Genomic DNA, 19,691 nt, shown 5'->3' with positions numbered 1-19,691 from the left:
GAGAAAACATGACGATTGCCGACATCAAGAAAACCACAGAGACCAAGATGGACCAGTCCATCACGGCCTTCAAGAACAACCTGCAGAAGATCCGCACCGGCCGCGCCAACCCTGCGCTGCTGGATACGGTGCAGGTCGAGTACTACGGCTCCATGGTTCCCTTGAGCCAGGTGGCCAATGTGGCCCTCATCGATTCGCGCACCATCAGCGTGCAACCCTGGGAAAAGGGCATGGGCGCCAAGATCGAAAAGGCCATCCGCGAAAGCGATCTGGGCCTGAATCCCGCATCTCTGGGGGATTTGATCCGCGTTCCGATGCCTGCGATGAGTGAAGAGCGCCGTAAGGAAATGACCAAGCTGGCCCGCAACGAAGGCGAGAGCGCCAAGATCGCCGTGCGCAATCTGCGCCGTGACGCGAACGAATCCGTCAAGAAGCTGGTCAAGGACAAGCTGGCGTCGGAAGACGACCAGAAGCGCTCCGAAACGGACGTGCAGAAGTTCACCGACAGGCACATCGCCGAGATCGATGCACTGGTGGCCGCCAAAGAGCAGGAAATCATGGCGGTTTAAGCCCCCAGGGCTTGATCGTTCCCATGTCTGCATCTCCGGTGGTGCCACACCACATCGCCATCGTCATGGATGGCAACGGTCGCTGGGCCACGCGCCGCTTTCTGCCGCGCCTGGCGGGCCATAAGCAGGGGGTGGATTCACTGCGCCGCTGTGCACGCGCTTGCGTGCAGCGCGGGGTCGGTGTGCTCACCGTCTTTGCCTTCTCTTCTGAAAATTGGAACCGCCCGGCCGACGAGGTTTCGGGCCTCATGGAGCTGCTGGCGATGGCCCTGGCACGCGAAGTGCCGCAGCTCAAGAAGGATGGCGTGCGCCTGTACTTCGTGGGTGAGCGTGCGGGCCTCTCGCCCAAGGTGCGGGATGGCTTGGCGCAGGCAGAAGCCGCGACGGCAGACAACACGCGCCTGGTGCTCAACGTGTGCTTCAACTACGGCGGCCGCTGGGACATTGCCCAGGCGGCAGCTTCGCTGGCGGCGCGTGGGGAGCCCATCACCGAGGCCAGCCTGCACGGTGCCATGGGCATGTCCCATGTGCCCGACCCGGACCTGGTGATCCGCACCGGTGGCGAAATGCGGATCAGCAATTTCCTGCTCTGGCAGTCTGCCTACGCGGAGTTTGTCTTCAGTGACCGGCTGTGGCCGGATTTCGATGAGTCGGCGCTGGACGAGGCGATTGCTGCCTTCGGCAGCCGCGAGCGCCGTTTTGGCAAAACTTCCGAACAGATCCTGTCCGCGCATCCCGATCCGATGCCGGGCTGAGAACCCCAGCAGGTTCTGAAAGGCCCCATGCTCAAACAGCGTGTCATCACCGCCCTTGTTCTGCTGGCCATCTTGCTGCCAGCGCTTTTCTATCCGTCCGCCGTGCCGTTCGCCGTGGTGGTGCTCGTGCTCATGGCCGCTGGTGCGTGGGAGTGGGGCCGTCTGAGCGGTTTGGGTCAGGCGGGCTCCGTGGCTGTGGGGGCTATCTGCACGGCGTTGTGTGCTTGTTCCTGGGCGCTGGGCTGGGTGGACCGCCCATTGACGGCGCTGTGGATTGCCGGGGGCGGGCTCTGGGTGCTGGCAGCCGCCTGGCTGCTCCGGGCGGGGGTGCCGGGTTGGCCCCGCATTCCGGCAGCGGTGCGCCTGGTCGCCGGGGTGTTGGCCCTGTGGCTGGCTTGGCTGGCGGTGGTGCAGGCACGCAATGTGGGGATCAACTTCCTGCTGTCGGTGCTGCTGCTGGTATGGGTGGCCGACATCTTTGCCTATTTTTCCGGCCGTGCTTTTGGCCTGCGTTTCACCAAGGGCAAGCTGGCCCCCTCCATCAGCCCGGGCAAGAGCTGGGAAGGGGTGTGGGGTGGCTTGGCGGGCGTGGTGGTGATGGCCTTTGTCTGGGTGGCGGCCGATGCCCACTGGCAGGCGGTCGTGCCCAGTTTCTACAGCCGCATGGCGCAGCAGGGCTGGTGGCTGCTGGTGGTCGCGGCATTGTTCATGGTGGCCATGAGCGTGTCGGGTGACCTGGTGGAATCGCTCATCAAGCGCAGCGCGGGGGTCAAGGACAGCAGTGGACTGCTGCCCGGGCACGGCGGTGTGCTGGACCGGGTGGATGCCCTGCTGCCAACCTTGCCGCTGGCCATGATGCTCACGCGCCTGACGACCCCATGATGAAACAACGAATCACTGTTCTCGGCTCCACCGGTTCCATCGGCACCAGCACCCTCGATGTGGTGGCCCGCCACCCGGATCGTTTTGAGGTGTTTGCCCTGAGTGCGGCCACCCAGGTGGATTTGCTGCTGGCCCAGTGCGCGCAGTTCCGGCCCCGCTATGCGGTGATGGCCAGTGCGCCCCATGCGCAGTTGTTGGCCGAGAAGCTCAAGGCAAACAGCCTTCCAACGCAAGTCCTGCTTGCGGAAGATGCTCTCGAAGAAATAGCATCGCATCCAGAGGTCGATGCCGTCATGGCGGCCATTGTCGGGGCTGCGGGCCTGGCCCCCTGTCTGGCTGCTGCCCGGGCGGGCAAGCGCTTGCTGCTGGCCAACAAAGAGGCGCTGGTGGTGGGGGGGGGGCTGTTCATGCAGACGGTCAGGCAGGGCGGTGCCACGCTGCTGCCCATCGACAGCGAACATTCCGCCATCTTCCAGTGCCTGCCCGAAGACGCCTCCACCTGGCCCGAACGGGTGGACAGCATTTTGCTTACGGCATCCGGGGGGCCGTTCCGGCAGCGCGACCCTGCGACCCTGGCGGAGATTACCCCGGCCCAGGCCTGTGCTCACCCCAATTTTTCGATGGGACGCAAGATCTCGGTCGATTCGGCCACGATGATGAACAAGGCGCTGGAGGTGATCGAGGCGCGCTGGCTGTTTGATCTGCATCCCGACCAGATCAAGGTGGTGATCCATCCGCAGCAAATCATCCATTCGATGGTGCAGTTCAAGGATGCGTCCATCCTCGCCCAGCTGGGCACGCCGGACATGCGCGTGCCCATCGCCTGCGGCCTGGCCTGGCCCGAGCGCATCACCAGCGGTGCGAGCAAGCTGGATTTCTCGACTTTGGGCGCACTCGCGTTCGAAGATGCCGATGCCACCCGCTTTCCGGGTCTGCACCTGTCCTGGCAGGCGCTGAAGGCGGCCGAGGGCACGACGGCGGTGCTGAATGCCGCCAACGAGGTGGCCGTGGGCGCGTTCTTGTCCGGGCGCCTGCGTTTTGACCATATCCATGCGGTCAACCTTGCAACTTTGGAGGCCGTGATGCCCTCCAAGCCAGATTCGCTCGAAGCCTTGCTGGATCTGGACACCCAGGCCCGCAGTGCCGCTGAGCATGCCGCAGGCCGCTTGGCGGCCTGAGCCCTCCCGACCCACGGAATCCTTTCGCCATGCTGCTGACCATTGTTGCTTTCATCGTGGCCCTCGGTCTTCTGATTGCGGTGCACGAGTACGGGCACTACCGGGTGGCGGTCGCGTGCGGGGTGAAGGTGCTGCGCTTCTCGGTGGGTTTTGGCCACCCCCTGCTGCGCTGGCAGCCCAAAGGGTCCCCCACGGAGTTTGTGCTCGGAGCCTTTCCGCTGGGCGGCTATGTCCGCATGCTGGACGAGCGGGAGGCACCGGTGCCGCTCGAAGAGCGCCACCTGGCATTCAACACCCAGCCTCTGCGCTCGCGGGCGGCCATTGTGGCGGCGGGGCCTGTGGCCAACCTGCTGCTGGCGGTGCTGCTGTACTCCATGGTGAACTGGAATGGTGTGGAGGAGCCGCGTGCCCTGCTGGCCAGCCCGGTGGCTGGGTCGGTTGCGCACAAGGCGGGTTTGCGCGGGGGCGAGCTGGTGGAGCGTGCGGCGCTGGGGGCGGACGACATGGAGCCGGTCCGGTCCTTCGAGGACCTGCGCTGGCTGCTTACGCGCGGAGCCCTCGAAGGGCACACCGTGCGCCTGGATGTGAAGCCGCAGGCGGGCGCCGTGCACAGGGAGATCCTGCTGGACATGGCGAGCATCGACAGCCGCGAGGCCGACGCACAGCTGTTCCGCAAGATCGGGATTCTGGGCCCGTGGACACGCCCGGTTCTGGGCGAGGTCATGCCCGATGGTGCTGCGGCCCGGGCCGGCCTGCGCCAGGGCGATGTGGTGCTCAAGGTCGGTGCCATGGACGTGGTGGACGGGCAGCAGCTGCGTGAACTGATCCGCCAGTCGCTGCGGGGCAGCGAACCGCTGGTGCAGGCCTGGCGCATCGATCGTGCGGGGCAGTCGCTCACGCTGGATGTGCAGCCCGAGGCCAAGCAGGAGCAGGGCGCCACGGTGGGGCGCATTGGTGCCTATGTGGGGGCGCCCCCTGAATTTGTCACCGTCGAATATGGCCTGCTGGAAGGCGCCTGGGGGGGGCTGGTCAAGACCTGGGATGTGTCGGTGCTGACCTTGCGCATGATGGGGCGGATGGTCATCGGCGAGGCCTCTCTCAAGAATCTGAGCGGCCCCTTGACGATTGCCGACTACGCCGGGCGTTCGGCCAGCATGGGGTTGACCCAGTACCTCGTGTTTCTTGCCCTGATCAGTGTCAGTCTGGGGGTGCTCAACCTGCTGCCGCTGCCCGTCTTGGACGGTGGGCACCTGATGTATTATCTTTGGGAGGGTGTCACGGGCAGGGGAGTGTCGGACGCATGGATGGAGCGTCTGCAGCGTGGAGGCGTTGCAGTTCTGCTTCTCATGATGTCCATCGCTCTGTTCAACGATATCACCCGGCTCTTTGGCTAACCTTTTGCCGCGCATGCCCTGCAATCGCGGCTCCAGCTTCATTCATGAAAAAACACATCAATCGCCTGGGCGTGCGTACTGCATCGGCCGTTGCAGCCATGGTTTTTGCCGCCAATGCGGCATGGGCTCTGGAGCCTTTCAAGGTGCAGGACATCCGCGTGGAAGGCTTGCAGCGTGTGGAGCCCGGCACCGTGTTCGCCTCCATGGCCCTGCGGGTGGGTGATGACTACAACGATGAGAAGGGTGCTGCGGCCATCCGCGCGCTCTTCGGCCTGGGCCTCTTCAAAGACGTGCGCCTGGAAGCCAGTGGCAACGTGCTGGTGGTGGTGGTCGAAGAGCGGCCCACCATCGCCGACGTGGATTTCGCGGGGGCCCGCGAATTCGACAAGGATGCGCTTAAGAAGGCCATGCGCGATGTGGGCCTGACGGAGGGGCGTCCTTACGACAAGGCCCTGGCCGACCGCGCCGAGCAGGAGCTCAAGCGCCAGTACATCAACAAGAGCCTGTATGGCGCCGAGGTGGTGACGACGGTGACGCCCATTGAGCGCAACCGTGTGAACCTGACCTTCACGGTGGTGGAGGGCGAACCCGCGCGCATCAAGGAAGTGCGCCTGGTGGGCAACAAGGCTTTCAGCGAATCCACACTCAAGGGCTTGTTCGACCAGGACACGGGCGGTTGGCTCAGCTGGTACACCAAGTCCGACCGCTATTCGCGCACCAAGCTCAATGCCGACCTGGAAACGCTGCGCTCGTACTACCTGCAGCGTGGCTACCTGGAGTTCCGGGTGGACTCCACGCAGGTGGCGATTTCGCCGGACAAGCAGGACATCTCCATCACCGTCAACCTCACCGAGGGCGAGCGGTTTGTGGTGTCGGGGGTGAAGCTGGAGGGCAACTTCCTGGACCGTGAAGACGAGTTCAAGTCCCTGGTGACGATCCGCCCTGGCGAGCCCTACAACGCCGACCAGGTGACGGAGACCACTAAGGCGTTCTCCGAGTATTTTGCGCGCTTCGGTTTTGCGTTTGCCCGGGTCGAGGCCGTGCCGGAAATCGACCGTGAAAACAACCGGGTGGCCCTGGTCGTTCAGGCCGAGCCATCGCGCCGGGCCTATGTGCGCCGCATCAACGTGAGCGGCAACAACCGCACACGGGACGAAGTGATCCGCCGTGAGTTCCGGCAGTACGAAGCCTCGTGGTACGACGGCGACAAGATCCGTCTGTCGCGCGACCGCGTGGACCGCCTGGGCTTCTTCACGGAAGTCAATGTGGAGACTCAGGAGGTGCCGGGCGCTCCCGACCAGGTCGATCTGGTGATCAACGTGGCCGAAAAGCCCACGGGGTCGCTGCAGATGGGGGTGGGCTTTTCCAGCGCTGAAAAGGCATCGCTCTCGTTCGGTATCAAGCAGGAGAATATTTTCGGTTCCGGCAACTACCTGGGGATCGATGTCAACACCAGCAAGTACCGCCGCACGCTGGTGTTCAGCACCACCAACCCCTATTTCACGCCCGAGGGGATTTCGCGCACGCTGGACGTGTACTACCGCACCGACAAGCCCTACGAGGACCAGGGGGGCAACTACCAACTGGTCACCAAGGGAACCTCGGTGCGCTTCGGGGTGCCGTTCACCGAGACCGATACCGTGTTCTTTGGTGGCGGGCTGGAGCAGACCCAGATCAAGCCTGGGACCAACATCCCCGCGACCTATCTCTACTACGCCGACCGCTTCGGCTACAGCAGCACGTCCATTCCCCTGACCGTCGGCTGGTCGCGGGACGACCGTGACAGTGCGCTGGCGCCCAACTCGGGCCGCTACCAGCGCCTGAACTCCGAGTGGTCCGTGGCGGGGGATGCGCGCTATGTGCGCGCCAATTACCAGTACCAGCAGTACATACCGCTCAACAAGCGTTTCACCGTGGCCTTCAATGGTGAAGCGGGCATTGGCAAGGGCATGAATGGCCGCCCCTTCCCGGTGTTCAAGAACTTCTACTCGGGGGGGCTGGGCTCGGTGCGTGGCTTTGACCAGGGAACGCTGGGGCCGCGTGACGTGACGGGGGCTTCGCTGGGTGGACCCAAGAAGGTCACCTTGAACGCGGAGCTGATCGCCCCCTTCCCGGGTGCGGGCAACGACCGGACCCTGCGCGTCTTCACCTTCGTGGACGTGGGTAACGTGTACGGTGAGAACGACAAGGTCACTTTCAGTGACATGCGGGCCTCCGTGGGCCTGGGTCTGAGCTGGATTTCCCCGCTCGGGCCCTTGCGCCTGGCGTTTGCGCAGCCGGTGCGCAAATTTGCCGGCGATAGAATCCAGAAACTGCAATTCCAGATTGGAACGTCTTTCTAATGAAATCCTTTTCTCGCCAACTCTCTGTGGCCCTGCTGCTTGGCTCCATGGCCGTCGCAGCCCCTGCTCAAGCACAAGAGTCCTTCAAGGCAGGTTTTGTCAATACCGATCGCATCTTCCGTGAAGCCAGCACCGCCAAAGCTGCGCAGGCCAAGCTGGAGCAGGAATTCTCTCGCCGGGAGAAAGAACTCGTCGATCTGGGCAACACGCTGAAGACCGCCACCGACAAGTTCGAACGCGAAGCCCCCACCATGGCCGAAAGCCAGCGCACGACGCGCCAGCGCCAGCTGGTGGACCAGGACCGCGACTTTCAGCGCAAGCGCCGTGAGTTCCAGGAAGACCTGAGCGCGCGCAAGAACGAAGAGCTGTCCCAGGTGCTGGAGCGTGCCAACAAGGTGGTCAAGCAAGTGGCCGAGGCCGAGAAGTACGACGTGATCCTGCAAGAGGCCGTCTACATCAACCCCAAGCATGACATCACCGACAAGGTGATCAAGGCGTTGAATGCCGCTGCTGGCGCCAAGTAATCAGCCACAGCGCTGGACGGGTGGCGCGTGAGCGGCTTGCTTCTCGGGCACATCGTTGATGCGCTCGGTGGTTCGCTGGAGGGGGGGGCGCGTGACACCGCCATTGCCCGCATCGCGCCACTGGAGGTTGCAGGCCCGGGGGACCTCAGTTTTCTGAGCAACCCCCGCTACCAACAGCAACTGGCCGCCTCCCGGGCGGCCTGTGTCATTGTGGCGCCGGCCCTGCGTGAGGCGGCGCTGGCGCGGGGAGCCTGCATCGTGGCAGACAACCCCTATGTCTACTTTGCGCGGGCCACCCAGCTGTGGCGGCAGCGCAATGCGCCCGCACGGCCCGCTGGCGTGCATGCCAGCGCCGTGGTGGACCCCATGGCCCAAGTGCATCCCACGGCGACCATTGGCCCGCTGTGCGTGGTCGAGCGCGGGGCGCACGTGGGCGCGGGCACCGTGCTCAAGTCACGGGTCACCGTGGGCGAGGACTGCCATGTCGGCGCGCGTTGCATCCTGCATTCCGGTGTGGTGATCGGGGCCGACGGGTTCGGCTTTGCGCCTGAAAACGGGCAATGGGTCAAGATCGAGCAACTGGGTGCCGTGCGCATTGGCGACGATGTCGAGATCGGTGCCAACACCTGCATCGACCGGGGCGCGTTGCAGGACACCGTGATCGAAGACGGTGTGAAGCTCGACAACCTGATCCAGGTGGGCCACAACGTGCACATCGGCAAACATGCTGCCATGGCCGGGTGCGTGGGCATTGCGGGCAGCGCCACCATTGGTGCGCATTGCACCGTTGGGGGCGGTGCGATTGTGCTGGGGCACCTGGAGCTGGCCGACAATGTGCACATCTCGGCGGCCACGGTCGTCACCCGATCGCTGACCCAGCCCGGACAGTACACGGGCATGTTTCCCATCGACGACAATGCGCGCTGGGAAAAGAACGCTGCGACACTCAAACAATTACACAGTCTGCGCGAGCGCATCAAGGCGCTGGAGCAGGCCCTGAAAGCAGCATGAACGGAAGAACAACTCGATGATGGATATCCACGCAATTCTCAAGCAACTGCCGCACCGCTACCCCTTCTTGCTGGTGGACAAGGTGATCGAGCTTGAGAGCAACACCCGCATCAAGGCGATCAAGAACGTCACCTTCAACGAGCCTTATTTCGGTGGGCATTTCCCGGGGCGCCCCGTGATGCCCGGCGTGTTGATCCTCGAAGCCCTGGCCCAGGCCGCCGGGCTGCTGGCCTTCGATGCCATGGGCAAGGTGCCCGATGAGAACAACATCTACTACTTTGTCGGCATCGACGGGGCGCGCTTCAAGCGTCCGGTGGAGCCGGGGGACCAGTTGGTCCTCACCATCACCATCGACCGCGTGCGCGGCGGCATCTGGAAGTTCAAGGGCGTGGCCAGCGTGGGCGATGAGGTGGCCTGCGAAGCCGAGCTGATGTGCACCATGCGCAGCGTGGGCTGACTGACTCTGACCGTTGGATCGTGAGCAACATTCATCCCACTGCCATCGTTGAGGCGGGCGCCCGCATTGACCCCTCTGTCACGGTCGGGCCCTATGCGGTGATCGGTTCGCAGGTTGTGATCGGTGCAGGCAGTTCCGTGGGCCCCCACTGTGTGATCCAGGGCCGCACCACCATTGGCCAGGACAACCGGATCTTCCAGTTCGCCTCCCTGGGGGCCGAGCCGCAGGACAAGAAGTACAAGGGCGAGGACACCGAGCTGGTCATCGGCGACCGCAACACGGTGCGTGAGTTCTGCACCTTCAACCGCGGCGTTCCGGGCGCGGGCGGCAAGACCAGCATCGGTGACGACAACTGGATCATGGCCTACACCCACATCGCGCACGACTGCCATGTGGGCAATCACACGACCATGGCCAACAACACCACATTGGCGGGCCATGTGCTGATCGGCGACTGGGTCACGGTGGGTGGGCTCACCGGTATCCACCAGTTCGTGAAGGTGGGGGCGCACGCCATGATCGGCTTCTCCAGCGCGGTGTCGCAGGACGTGCCGCCCTTCATGATGGTCGATGGCAATCCGTTGGCCGTGCGGGGACTGAACCTGGAAGGCTTGCGCCGCCGGGGCTTCTCGGCCGCGCGCGTGGCAGGCATCAAGCAGATGCACCGCGTGCTGTACCGCCAGGGGTTGACGCTGGAGGCTGCGCGCACTGCCATGGCCGACTTGCCCGCCACCCACCCAGAGGCGGCTGTCGATATCGCCCTGGCGTTGGCGTTCCTGGATGCTTCCACGCGCGGCATTGCGCGCTGAGGGGCCGCGATGAGTGCATCCCCCCGCGTCGCCATGGTGGCGGGCGAGACATCGGGCGATTTGCTCGCCGGTCTGTTGATCGATGGCATGCAGGCCCATTGGCCGGGGCTGCAGTCCTGCGGGATTGGCGGCCCGCAGATGGTGCGCCGTGGGTTCAGTGCCTGGTGGCCCAGCGACAAGCTGGCCGTGCATGGCTACAGCATGGAAGTGCTGCGCCGCCTGCGCGAGCTGCTGGGCATCCGCAAACAACTGCGCGAGCGCTTGCTCAAGGATCGCCCCGATGTGTTCATTGGTGTGGACGCGCCCGATTTCAACTTGGGGCTGGAGGCCGATCTGCGTGCTGCCGGCATCAAGACGGTGCACTTCGTGTGTCCGTCGATCTGGGCCTGGCGTGCCGACCGGGTGGAGAAAATCCGCCGCAGTGCGCATCACGTGCTGTGCATCTTCCCGTTCGAGCCGGAGCTGCTCGCGCAGCACGGCATTGCTGCCACCTATGTGGGCCATCCGCTGGCAGGGGTGATCCCCATGGTGCCCGACCGCTCGGCGGCCCGTGTGCAACTGGGCCTGCGGGACGAAGACGAAGTCCTGGCCATCCTGCCCGGCAGCCGGTCTTCGGAAATCCAATACATCGCCCGACCCTTTTTCGAGGCTGCAGCGCTTGTTAGGCAAGCGCGACCAGCTATTAAATTGATAGTTCCCGCTGTGCCGGCGCTGCGCAGCCGCATCGAGCAGGTGGCCCAGGCCTGTGGCCTGGGCGATGCGGTGCAGATCATCACGGGGCAGTCCCACGCCGTGCTGGCGGCCTGTGATGCCACGCTGATTGCCAGTGGCACGGCCACGCTCGAAGCCGCGTTGTTCAAGCGCCCGATGGTGATTGGCTACCACATGCACCCGCTGAGCTGGTGGCTGATGCGGCGCAAGCAGCTGCAGCCCTGGGTGGGCTTGCCCAACATTCTGTGCCGTGAATTTGTGGTGCCTGAGCTGATCCAGGACGCCGCAACGCCGCAGGCCCTTTGTGCTGCGACGCTGGAATGGTTGGACGCGCGGCGCCACCGCCCCGAAAAAATCGCCGCGCTGGAGCAGCGCTTTGTGGCGCTGCATGAAAGCCTGCAACGCAATACCCCCCAACTGGCTGCCGATGCGATCCAGAAAATCCTCTCCCCCGCAGCCTGAGCAGGCCTGCCTGCCCTGGCATCCTCCCGGCTTGGTGGCCGGCGTGGACGAGGCCGGCCGGGGGCCCCTGGCCGGGCCGGTGGTGGCTGCCGCCGTCATCCTGGACGACCTGCACCCGATCGCGGGCCTGGCCGACTCCAAAAAGCTCACCCCTGCGCGGCGCGAAAAGCTCTATGACGAGATCCGTGCCAAGGCGCTGTGCTTTTGCATTGCCGAGGCCAGCGTGGAGGAGATCGACCGGCTCAACATCCTGCAGGCCACGCTGCTGGCCATGCGGCGCGCCGTGATGGGACTGCGCCTCAAGCCCGTCATGGTGTTGGTGGATGGCAACCGGCTGCCCGTGCTGGATGTGCCGGCGGAGGCCATCGTCAAGGGCGATGCGCTGGTGCCGTCCATCTCGGCGGCGTCCATTCTGGCCAAGGTGCACCGCGACCGCTGGTGCGTGCAGGTGCACGAAGAATTTCCCCAATACGGTTTTGCCGGGCACAAGGGCTACGGCACGGCCGTGCACATGGCCGCCCTGCGTGAGCATGGTGCCTGTGTCCACCACCGGCGCTCGTTCGCTCCGGTGGCCCAGAGCCTGGCGGCCTGACCGGCCGCACGAGACTACCGATGACTTCTTCGTCTGTGATTGCCATCCATTCCCGGGACAACCCCTTCGTCAAGGACCTGCGCCGCCTGGCCCAGGACACCACGGCCTACCGCAAGCAAGGCCGCGTGTGGCTGGAGGGGGACCACCTCTGCCGTGCTGCGCTGGCGCGGGGGCTGCGTGCGTCGGTGGCGGTGTTTGCGGAATCCTTTTGGCCGCAAGGGCAGGTCGAGTATGCGCAGGCTGCTACCAAAATCATAGTTCTTGCAGATGCGCTGTTTGCCGACATCAGTGGGTTGGAATCCCCGGCGCGCATGGGCTTTATCCTGGACCTGCCTGCGCCCACCGCCTTGCGGCCCGATGCCGCGACCGTGGTGCTGGACCGGGTGCAGGACGCGGGCAACGTGGGCTCCATTCTGCGCAGCGCCTCGGCATTCGGGTTCCGGCAGGTGGTGGCCATCAAGGGCAGCGCTGCACTGTGGTCGCCCAAGGTCTTGCGGGCCGGGATGGGGGCGCATTTCGCGCTGGATCTGGTGGAGGGTGTGGGGCTGGAGGATGTCCAGGCACTCCAGGTGCCCCTGCTGGTGACCAGTTCACACGCGGGCGACTACCTGCACCGCGCCGCCTTGCCCTGGCCTTGCGCCTGGGTCATGGGGCACGAGGGGCAGGGTGTTTCTGCAGCTCTGGAAGAGCGGGCCGCCCTGCGCATCCGCATTGCCCAGCCCGGCGGTGAGGAGTCGCTGAACGTGGCGGCCGCTGCAGCCATCTGCCTGCACGCGAGCGGTGCTGCCCGCTAGCGCCATGGCCTGTCTGGCGCGCTGCCGCTGAATCTAGCGTGGCGGCAGCCCGGCAGGCGCCACGGAGTGCGGCGGTACCCCTGCAGGCTGTAGAGCCATAGGCGCTTGTCACAGGGTTATGCAAGACATGCATTGTGGGGGCGGTGGCAGGGAGGGGTATAATCGGGAGCTTTTCTCGCAACAGCGTCGCCCGACCGCACCCAAAGCAACAACCCATCTGAGAGCAGCCACTGGCACTATCGCACCTTGTGTGTGCGGGTGGCCTGCAGGCGCCGGGCGACCGTAACCATCCGGAGAACCCAGTGCTTTTGTCTCTACAGGGAAGTTTCCCGCCCGCCATCCTGGCGCTCGCAGACGGCACGGTCTTTATCGGCAACTCGATTGGTGCCACCGGCACCACGGTCGGCGAAGTGGTGTTCAACACCGCCATCACCGGCTACCAGGAAATCCTCACCGACCCCAGCTATTGCCAGCAGATCGTGACGCTCACGTATCCGCACATCGGCAACTACGGCGTCAATGCGGAAGACATCGAAGCCGACAAGGTCCATGCCGCAGGCCTGATCATTAAAGACCTGCCCCTTCTGGCCAGCAACTTCCGATCCACGGAAACGCTTTCGCAGTACCTCGTGCGCGAAAAGACGGTGGCCATTGCCAACATCGACACCCGCAAGCTGACCCGCCTGCTGCGCACCCAGGGTGCCCAGAATGGCGCCATCGTGGGCCTGGCCGCAGGGCAGGTGGTGACGCAGGGCCTCATCGATGAAGCCATCGCCAAGGCCAAGGCCGCCCCCAACATGGCCGGGCTGGACCTGGCCCAGGTGGTGACCACGGCATCGCGCTACGAATGGACGCAGACCGAGTGGCAACTGGGTTCTGGCTACGGCGTTCTCGCACAGCCCCGCTTCCATGTGGTGGCGTACGACTTCGGTGTGAAGAAGAACATCCTGCGCATGCTGGCCGAACGTGGCTGCAAGGTCACCGTGGTGCCCGCACAAACGCCTGCCGCCGATGTGCTTGCCCTGAACCCCGATGGGGTCTTCCTGTCCAACGGCCCAGGCGACCCAGCGCCCTGCGACTACGCCATCGAGGCCACGCGCCAGATCATCGAGGCGGGCGTGCCCACCTTCGGCATCTGCCTGGGCCACCAGATCATGGCCCTGGCCAGCGGCGCCACCACCTTCAAGATGGACAACAGCCACCACGGCGCCAACCACCCCGTGAAGGACCTGGACAACGGCCGCGTGAGCATCACCAGCCAGAACCACGGCTTTGCGGTGGACATGGCCTCGCTGCCCGCCACGCTGCGCGCCACGCACATCAGCCTGTTCGACGGCACGCTGCAGGGCCTGGCCCGCACCGACAAGCCCGCGTTCTGCTTCCAGGGCCACCCTGAAGCATCGCCCGGACCGCACGACATCGCCTACCTGTTTGACCGCTTCACCGCGCTGATGGAGAAGAAATAATGCCAAAGCGCACAGACCTCAAATCGATCCTCATTATTGGCGCTGGCCCGATCATCATCGGCCAGGCCTGCGAGTTCGACTACTCCGGCGTGCAGGCCTGCAAGGCCTTGCGCGAAGAGGGCTACAAGGTTATCCTGATCAACAGCAACCCCGCGACGATCATGACCGACCCGGCCACGGCCGATGTGACCTACATCGAGCCCATCACTTGGCAGACGGTCGAGAAGATCATCGCCAAGGAGCGCCCTGACGCCATCCTGCCCACCATGGGCGGCCAGACCGCGCTCAACTGCGCGCTGGACCTGTGGCACCACGGCGTGCTGGAAAAGTACAAGGTGGAGCTGATCGGCGCCACGCCCGAGGCCATCGACAAGGCCGAAGACCGCCTCAAGTTCAAGGACGCCATGACCAAGATCGGTCTGGGCTCCGCGCGCTCCGGCATCGCCCACAGCATGGACGAAGCCTGGGCCGTGCAAAAGAGCGTGGGTTTCCCTACCGTCATCCGCCCCAGCTTCACGCTGGGCGGCACGGGCGGCGGCATTGCCTACAACCCCGAAGAGTTCGAGACCATCTGCAAGCGCGGCCTGGAAGCTTCGCCCACCAACGAGCTGCTGATCGAAGAGTCGCTGCTGGGCTGGAAGGAGTACGAGATGGAAGTGGTCCGTGACAAGGCGGACAACTGCATCATCATCTGCTCCATTGAGAACCTGGACCCGATGGGGGTGCACACGGGCGACTCGATCACTGTGGCCCCCGCGCAGACGCTGACGGACAAGGAATACCAGGTTCTGCGCAATGCGTCCCTGGCCGTGCTGCGCGAAATTGGCGTGGACACCGGTGGCTCCAACGTGCAGTTCTCGATCAACCCCAAGGACGGCCGCATGGTCGTGATCGAGATGAATCCGCGCGTGTCGCGGTCCTCGGCGCTGGCCTCCAAGGCCACGGGCTTCCCGATCGCCAAGGTCGCGGCCAAGCTGGCGGTGGGCTATACGCTGGATGAACTCAAGAACGAAATCACGGGCGGCGCCACGCCCGCGTCGTTCGAGCCCTCCATCGACTACGTGGTCACCAAGATCCCGCGTTTCGCGTTCGAGAAGTTCCCGACTGCAGACAGCCGACTGACCACGCAGATGAAGTCGGTGGGCGAAGTCATGGCCATGGGCCGCACCTTCCAGGAATCCTTCCAGAAGGCCCTGCGCGGCCTGGAAGTGGGCGTGGACGGCATGAACGAAAAGACCCAGGACCGCGAAGTGCTCGAAAAGGAACTGGGCGAGCCCGGCCCCGAGCGCATCTGGTACGTGGGCGATGCGTTTGCCATGGGCCTGTCGGTCGATGAAGTGTTCGAGTTGACCAAGATCGACAAGTGGTTCCTGGTGCAGATCGAGCAGATCGTGAAGATCGAGCTCGACATCGACCAGCTTGTCGCCGAGAAGGGCGAGGGCGCACTGGCTGCGATCGACGCGACCACGCTGCGCACGCTCAAGCAAAAGGGCTTCTCCGACCGCCGCCTGGCCAAGCTGCTCAAGACCAGCGAGAAGGCCGTGCGCGAAGCGCGCCGCGCCCTCAACGTGCGCCCCGTGTACAAGCGCGTGGACACCTGCGCCGCCGAGTTCGCGACCAATACCGCCTACCTGTACTCCACCTACGACGAGGAGTGCGAGGCCGAGCCGACGAACAACAAGAAGATCATGGTGCTGGGCGGTGGCCCCAACCGCATCGGCCAGGGCATCGAGTTCGACTACTGCTGCGTGCACGCGGCGCTGGCGATGCGCGAGGACGGCTACGAGACCATCATGGTCAACTGCAATCCCGAGACCGTCTCCACCGACTATGACACCTCCGACCGCCTGTACTTCGAGCCCGTCACGCTTGAAGACGTGCTGGAGATCGTGGACAAGGAAAAGCCGGTCGGCGTGATCGTGCAGTACGGCGGCCAGACGCCTTTGAAGCTGGCCCTGGGCCTCGAAGCCGAAGGCGTGCCAATCATCGGCACCACGCCCGACATGATCGATGCGGCCGAAGATCGCGAGCGCTTCCAGAAGCTGCTGGGCGACCTGGGCCTGCGCCAGCCGCCCAACGCGACGGCGCGCACTGAGCCCGAAGCGCTGGAAAAGGCCGCCGCCCTGGGCTACCCCCTGGTGGTGCGCCCCAGCTACGTGCTGGGCGGCCGTGCGATGGAAATCGTGCACGAGCAGCGCGACCTGGAGCGCTACATGCGCGAAGCCGTCAAGGTGAGCAACGACTCGCCCGTGCTGCTGGACCGGTTCCTCTCCAACGCCATCGAGTGCGATGTGGACTGCGTGCGTGACTCCGCAGGCGTCACCTTCATCGGCGGTGTGATGGAGCACATCGAGCAGGCCGGCGTGCACAGCGGCGACTCCGCCTGCTCGCTGCCCCCGTACTACCTGTCGCAGCCGACCATCGACGAGATCAAGCGCCAGACTGCCGCCATGGCCGAAGGCCTGAGCGTGGTGGGCCTGATGAACGTGCAGTTCGCGATCCAGGAAGTCGACGGCAAGGACGTGATCTACGTGCTTGAAGTGAACCCGCGCGCATCGCGCACGGTACCTTTCGTGAGCAAGGCCACCGGCATCCAACTGGCCAAGGTGGCCGCGCGCTGCATGGCGGGCCAGACCCTGGCTTCGCAAGGCATCACCAAGGAAGTGACGCCGCCGTACTTCAGCGTGAAGGAGGCCGTGTTCCCCTTCGTGAAGTTCCCCGGCGTGGACACCATCCTCGGCCCCGAGATGAAGTCCACCGGCGAAGTCATGGGCGTGGGCAAGACCTTCGGCGAAGCCTTCGTGAAGAGCCAGCTGGGTGCGGGTACCAAGCTGCCCACGGCCGGCAAGGTCTTCCTCACCGTGAAGAACGCCGACAAGCCCCGCGCGGTGGACATTGCGCGCCAACTGGTGGCCCTGGGCTTCGAGCTGGTGGCCACCAAGGGCACGGCAGCGGCCATCGAGGCGGCAGGTGTGCCTGTCAAGCTGGTCAACAAGGTCACGGAAGGCCGTCCGCACATCGTGGACATGATCAAGAACAACGAGATCGTGATGGTCATCAACACCGTGGAAGAGCGCCGCAACGCGATCGCCGATTCGCGGGCGATCCGCACAAGTTCGCTGCTGGCCCGTGTGACCACCTTCACCACCATCTTCGGTGCCGAGGCGGCCGTGGAGGGCATGAAGTACCTCGACAAGCTCGATGTGTACTCGGTGCAGGAGCTGCACGCCCAGTTGGTCGCTTGATCGCGGCTTGGGGGTGGCTTGCTGCGCCCTAAAGGCGGCATAATCTGCTCCTGACCAGACACCGCCGCGCGGCAACGTGCGGCGGTTTCCTTTTGTAGATTGCCCTTTCACATCGCCTGGCGTGCCCAGGGTGTGACATGGCGGCTGACCGGTGGAAGTGCCTTGCGCTTTCACCGTTTTGATTTGTGGAGTCTCAACAAAATGGCCACCATTCCGATTACCAAACGCGGCGCTGAAAAGCTCAAGGAAGAGCTGCACCGCCTCAAGACCGTGGAACGCCCCTCCGTGATCACGGCCATCGCCGAAGCGCGTGCGCAAGGCGACCTGAGCGAAAACGCCGACTACGACGCGGCCAAGGACCGCCAGGGCTTCATCGAAGGCCGCATTCAAGAGATCGAAGGCAAACTGTCCGTGGCCCAGGTCATCGACCCCAGTGCGGTGGACGGTGGCGGCAAGGTGGTGTTTGGAGCCACGGTCGAACTGGAAGACGAAGAGTCCGGTGATGCCGTGAAGTACCAGATCGTGGGCGAGGATGAGGCCGATCTGAAACAGGGCCTGATCAATATCTCCAGCCCCATCGCGCGCGCGCTGATCGGCAAGGAAGAGGGCGACACGGCCGAAGTGCAGGCGCCCGGTGGCATCCGCCGCTACGAAGTGGTGGGCGTCAGCTACCGGTGAACGCCACCGTGCAGCGCATGCGCCGCCGCCTTCCTGCGTTGGTGGCCGCCCTCTGGTGGGGCAGCTTGACCACCATCGGCTTTCTGGTGGTGCCCCTGCTGTTTGCATACCTGCCGTCCCCCAGCATCGCTGGCAACATGGCGGCCCGGCTGTTTGCCGCGCAGACCTGGGTGGCTGTGGCATGTTGCCTGGTGTTGCTGTTGATTTCCCGGCCCAGAAATGCCGTAGCGCAATACCCATGGGCGCAGGCTGCTATGCTTTTCATACTGGGTGGGCTGCTGTTGGCGTTGCTCAACCAGTATGGTGTGGCGCCCCGCATCGTGGCCCGGCAGGACCTGCGCCTGTGGCACAGCGTGGGGTCGGTGCTGTACGCGTTGCAGTGGTGTTGTGCCCTGGCGGTGTTTTGGCACACCTTGCGTCAGGAGGTGGCCCCGACCGAGGCTGGGTGCGATCCGGACGGGGTCTGAGTGGGCTGGGGCTGGCCAGGGCTGTCTGGGAGGGCCCCAGGGCTACCGTCGTGCACCACCATTGGGCTTGGGTCGCGGCGGCTGCACCGTTGGGCTATTCGTGCCAGTGCTCAGCCACCCAGGCGGCGGGCCGGATGTAGCGAAAGCGGCGGTTGCGCCGGCCGGCGAGGGCATCGGGCGGGTTGCATTCCCCGTGAAAGATCACGATGCGAGCACCGGGCGGCACAAAGGGCGCACGCCAGTAATTGGTGGGCCAGGGCGGGATGCCGTGGTACTTGAAGCTTGGGCACCAGTCCGCTGGCCAGTAGGCGAGTTTGCCCTGGCGGTGCAAAAAGTCCGACAGGTAGGCTTGTTCGTTGCGGAACTGCGCGCGAATTTCCTCGAAATGCCCGCGAAAGTGCTCCAGCACATCGGGGTGTGCGCCCAACTCGAACCGGTACACCGACGAATTGCCCGTGATGCGCCAGGGGCGCTTGTAGTCGTGGATGATCAGGAATTCGCCGGGCTGGGTAAAGAAATCATCCAGAGCGCCAGTGATCACCACGTCCACATCAAGGAACAGGGCCGTGCCTTTCAGGCCATGCAGGTCCTGGCTGAAAGTGGCCAGCTTGGTCCACCCCCGCTCGGGAATGCCGGACGGCAGATCAAGCGGCGGAATGGGCAGGCATTGCACTTCGTGGCGGATGCCGGTGCTGTCATCCGTCAGGCAGACAAAGCGAAAGTCGCCGCTCAGGTGCCGCCTGACCATGGCATACAGCCGGTTGACGTATTCGGGGCCGTATTTCGTGCCCCATTTCATGCAGAGAATGTGGCGGATAGGCGCCGCGCCGGCCGGGGCTGCAGATGCTGCCGCTCGGTTCATCAGTCTGCCTGGCGCTTCTTGATGGATTTTTGCTTGGGCTTGGCGCGCTTGATCTGGCCGCCCGAGGTGAGGCGCTGGTTGCCCAGCACGCGCAGTTGCTTGATTTCGGGGCGCTGGCCGCCCCGCTTGCTGAACTTGAGCACCTTGACATCGCGCGGGCCGGGCATGCGGTCCTCGTCCACCGTCTTGGCCTTGGCAGGCATGGGGCGCCAGAGCACCAGCAGCTTGCCAATGTGCTGCACGGGGGCAGCGTTGAGTTCGGCGGCGAGTTCCTGGTACATCAGTTCGCGCGCCGCGCGGTCGTCGCCAAAGACGCGGACCTTGATGAGCCCGTGGGCATTGAGGGCGGCGTCCACCTCTTTCTTGACGGCAGGGGTCAGACCATCGCCGCCGATCAGGACCACGGGGTCCAGGTGGTGGGCATTGGCGCGTTGTTCCCGGCGCTCGGCGGGAGTCAGTTGAATTTGGGGCATGGGCCGTATTATCGAGGCTG

19 protein-coding genes are annotated in these 19,691 nt (G+C 64.6%); 17 read left to right on the top strand and 2 right to left on the bottom strand.

The features are described 5' to 3' along the window. The first annotated feature begins 8 nt into the window (after positions 1 to 8). The 17 genes from frr (at position 9) to DBV10_RS03600 (ending at position 18,336) form a co-directional block, all read left to right on the top strand. A complete protein-coding gene (gene frr, locus DBV10_RS03680; RefSeq protein WP_124510750.1) occupies positions 9 to 569 on the top strand; it encodes a ribosome recycling factor in 561 nt (186 codons plus the stop codon). A gap of 23 nt (positions 570 to 592) precedes the next feature. Further along, a complete protein-coding gene (uppS, locus tag DBV10_RS03675; protein ID WP_124510748.1) occupies positions 593 to 1,324 on the top strand; it encodes a polyprenyl diphosphate synthase in 732 nt (243 codons plus the stop codon). Between the two features lie 27 nt (positions 1,325 to 1,351). After that, positions 1,352 to 2,206, top strand: coding sequence for a phosphatidate cytidylyltransferase (locus DBV10_RS03670; protein WP_124510746.1), 855 nt, complete (start codon positions 1,352 to 1,354; stop codon positions 2,204 to 2,206). Further along, on the top strand, positions 2,206 to 3,384 hold the full coding sequence (ispC, locus tag DBV10_RS03665) for a 1-deoxy-D-xylulose-5-phosphate reductoisomerase (protein ID WP_124511005.1): 1,179 nt from the start codon (positions 2,206 to 2,208) through the stop codon (positions 3,382 to 3,384). Before DBV10_RS03670 ends, ispC begins: the two co-directional genes overlap by 1 nt. Positions 3,385 to 3,413: 29 nt before the next feature. Continuing rightward, on the top strand, positions 3,414 to 4,778 hold the full coding sequence (gene rseP, locus DBV10_RS03660; RefSeq protein WP_124510744.1) for an RIP metalloprotease RseP: 1,365 nt from the start codon (positions 3,414 to 3,416) through the stop codon (positions 4,776 to 4,778). A gap of 44 nt (positions 4,779 to 4,822) precedes the next feature. After that, complete coding sequence (gene bamA, locus DBV10_RS03655) at positions 4,823 to 7,120, top strand: outer membrane protein assembly factor BamA (RefSeq protein WP_124510742.1); 2,298 nt, start codon at positions 4,823 to 4,825, stop codon at positions 7,118 to 7,120. Further along, positions 7,120 to 7,644, top strand: coding sequence for an OmpH family outer membrane protein (locus DBV10_RS03650; RefSeq protein ID WP_124510740.1), 525 nt, complete (start codon positions 7,120 to 7,122; stop codon positions 7,642 to 7,644). Before bamA ends, DBV10_RS03650 begins: the two co-directional genes overlap by 1 nt. A 36-nt stretch (positions 7,645 to 7,680) precedes the next feature. Next, complete coding sequence (gene lpxD, locus DBV10_RS03645; protein WP_124511003.1) at positions 7,681 to 8,655, top strand: UDP-3-O-(3-hydroxymyristoyl)glucosamine N-acyltransferase; 975 nt, start codon at positions 7,681 to 7,683, stop codon at positions 8,653 to 8,655. A gap of 16 nt (positions 8,656 to 8,671) precedes the next feature. Further along, the gene (gene fabZ, locus DBV10_RS03640; protein ID WP_094287840.1) at positions 8,672 to 9,112 is read left to right on the top strand and encodes a 3-hydroxyacyl-ACP dehydratase FabZ; all 441 of its coding nucleotides are present in this window, start codon (positions 8,672 to 8,674) and stop codon (positions 9,110 to 9,112) included. A 20-nt stretch (positions 9,113 to 9,132) separates the two neighbouring features. Then, positions 9,133 to 9,921, top strand: coding sequence for an acyl-ACP--UDP-N-acetylglucosamine O-acyltransferase (gene lpxA, locus DBV10_RS03635; RefSeq protein WP_124510738.1), 789 nt, complete (start codon positions 9,133 to 9,135; stop codon positions 9,919 to 9,921). 9 nt (positions 9,922 to 9,930) lie between these two features. Next, positions 9,931 to 11,094 carry a lipid-A-disaccharide synthase gene (lpxB, locus tag DBV10_RS03630; RefSeq protein WP_124510736.1) on the top strand — a complete coding sequence of 388 codons (1,164 nt, stop codon included), beginning with the start codon at positions 9,931 to 9,933 and terminating at the stop codon, positions 11,092 to 11,094. Next, positions 11,060 to 11,686 carry a ribonuclease HII gene (rnhB, locus tag DBV10_RS03625; RefSeq protein ID WP_124510734.1) on the top strand — a complete coding sequence of 209 codons (627 nt, stop codon included), beginning with the start codon at positions 11,060 to 11,062 and terminating at the stop codon, positions 11,684 to 11,686. Before lpxB ends, rnhB begins: the two co-directional genes overlap by 35 nt. A gap of 20 nt (positions 11,687 to 11,706) precedes the next feature. Beyond that, positions 11,707 to 12,480 carry an RNA methyltransferase gene (locus DBV10_RS03620; RefSeq protein ID WP_124510732.1) on the top strand — a complete coding sequence of 258 codons (774 nt, stop codon included), beginning with the start codon at positions 11,707 to 11,709 and terminating at the stop codon, positions 12,478 to 12,480. Between the two features lie 302 nt (positions 12,481 to 12,782). Then, positions 12,783 to 13,946: a glutamine-hydrolyzing carbamoyl-phosphate synthase small subunit gene (gene carA, locus DBV10_RS03615; RefSeq protein WP_124510730.1), complete on the top strand. Its 1,164-nt coding sequence runs from the start codon at positions 12,783 to 12,785 to the stop codon at positions 13,944 to 13,946. Continuing rightward, the gene (gene carB, locus DBV10_RS03610) at positions 13,946 to 17,191 is read left to right on the top strand and encodes a carbamoyl-phosphate synthase large subunit (RefSeq protein WP_124510728.1); all 3,246 of its coding nucleotides are present in this window, start codon (positions 13,946 to 13,948) and stop codon (positions 17,189 to 17,191) included. The genes carA and carB overlap by 1 nt, the downstream gene beginning before the upstream one ends. A gap of 201 nt (positions 17,192 to 17,392) precedes the next feature. Continuing rightward, complete coding sequence (gene greA / locus DBV10_RS03605; protein WP_124510726.1) at positions 17,393 to 17,869, top strand: transcription elongation factor GreA; 477 nt, start codon at positions 17,393 to 17,395, stop codon at positions 17,867 to 17,869. Between the two features lie 17 nt (positions 17,870 to 17,886). Next, positions 17,887 to 18,336: a DUF4149 domain-containing protein gene (locus DBV10_RS03600; protein ID WP_124511001.1), complete on the top strand. Its 450-nt coding sequence runs from the start codon at positions 17,887 to 17,889 to the stop codon at positions 18,334 to 18,336. Between the two features lie 94 nt (positions 18,337 to 18,430). Here the strand turns inward: DBV10_RS03600 and DBV10_RS03595 are convergent, their stop codons facing one another. Beyond that, positions 18,431 to 19,198 (bottom strand): glycosyltransferase, encoded by a 768-nt coding sequence (locus DBV10_RS03595; RefSeq protein WP_124510724.1) that lies wholly within the window; start codon positions 19,196 to 19,198, stop codon positions 18,431 to 18,433. After that, a complete protein-coding gene (locus tag DBV10_RS03590; RefSeq protein WP_124510722.1) occupies positions 19,198 to 19,671 on the bottom strand; it encodes a YhbY family RNA-binding protein in 474 nt (157 codons plus the stop codon). The genes DBV10_RS03595 and DBV10_RS03590 overlap by 1 nt, the downstream gene beginning before the upstream one ends. Positions 19,672 to 19,691 lie beyond the last annotated feature (20 nt).

The organism is Acidovorax sp. FJL06 (assembly GCF_003852545.1).
GTDB lineage: Bacteria > Pseudomonadota > Gammaproteobacteria > Burkholderiales > Burkholderiaceae_C > Acidovorax.
The sequence above is the reverse complement of the archived record's forward strand: the minus strand, read 5'-3'. Positions and strand labels throughout refer to the sequence as shown.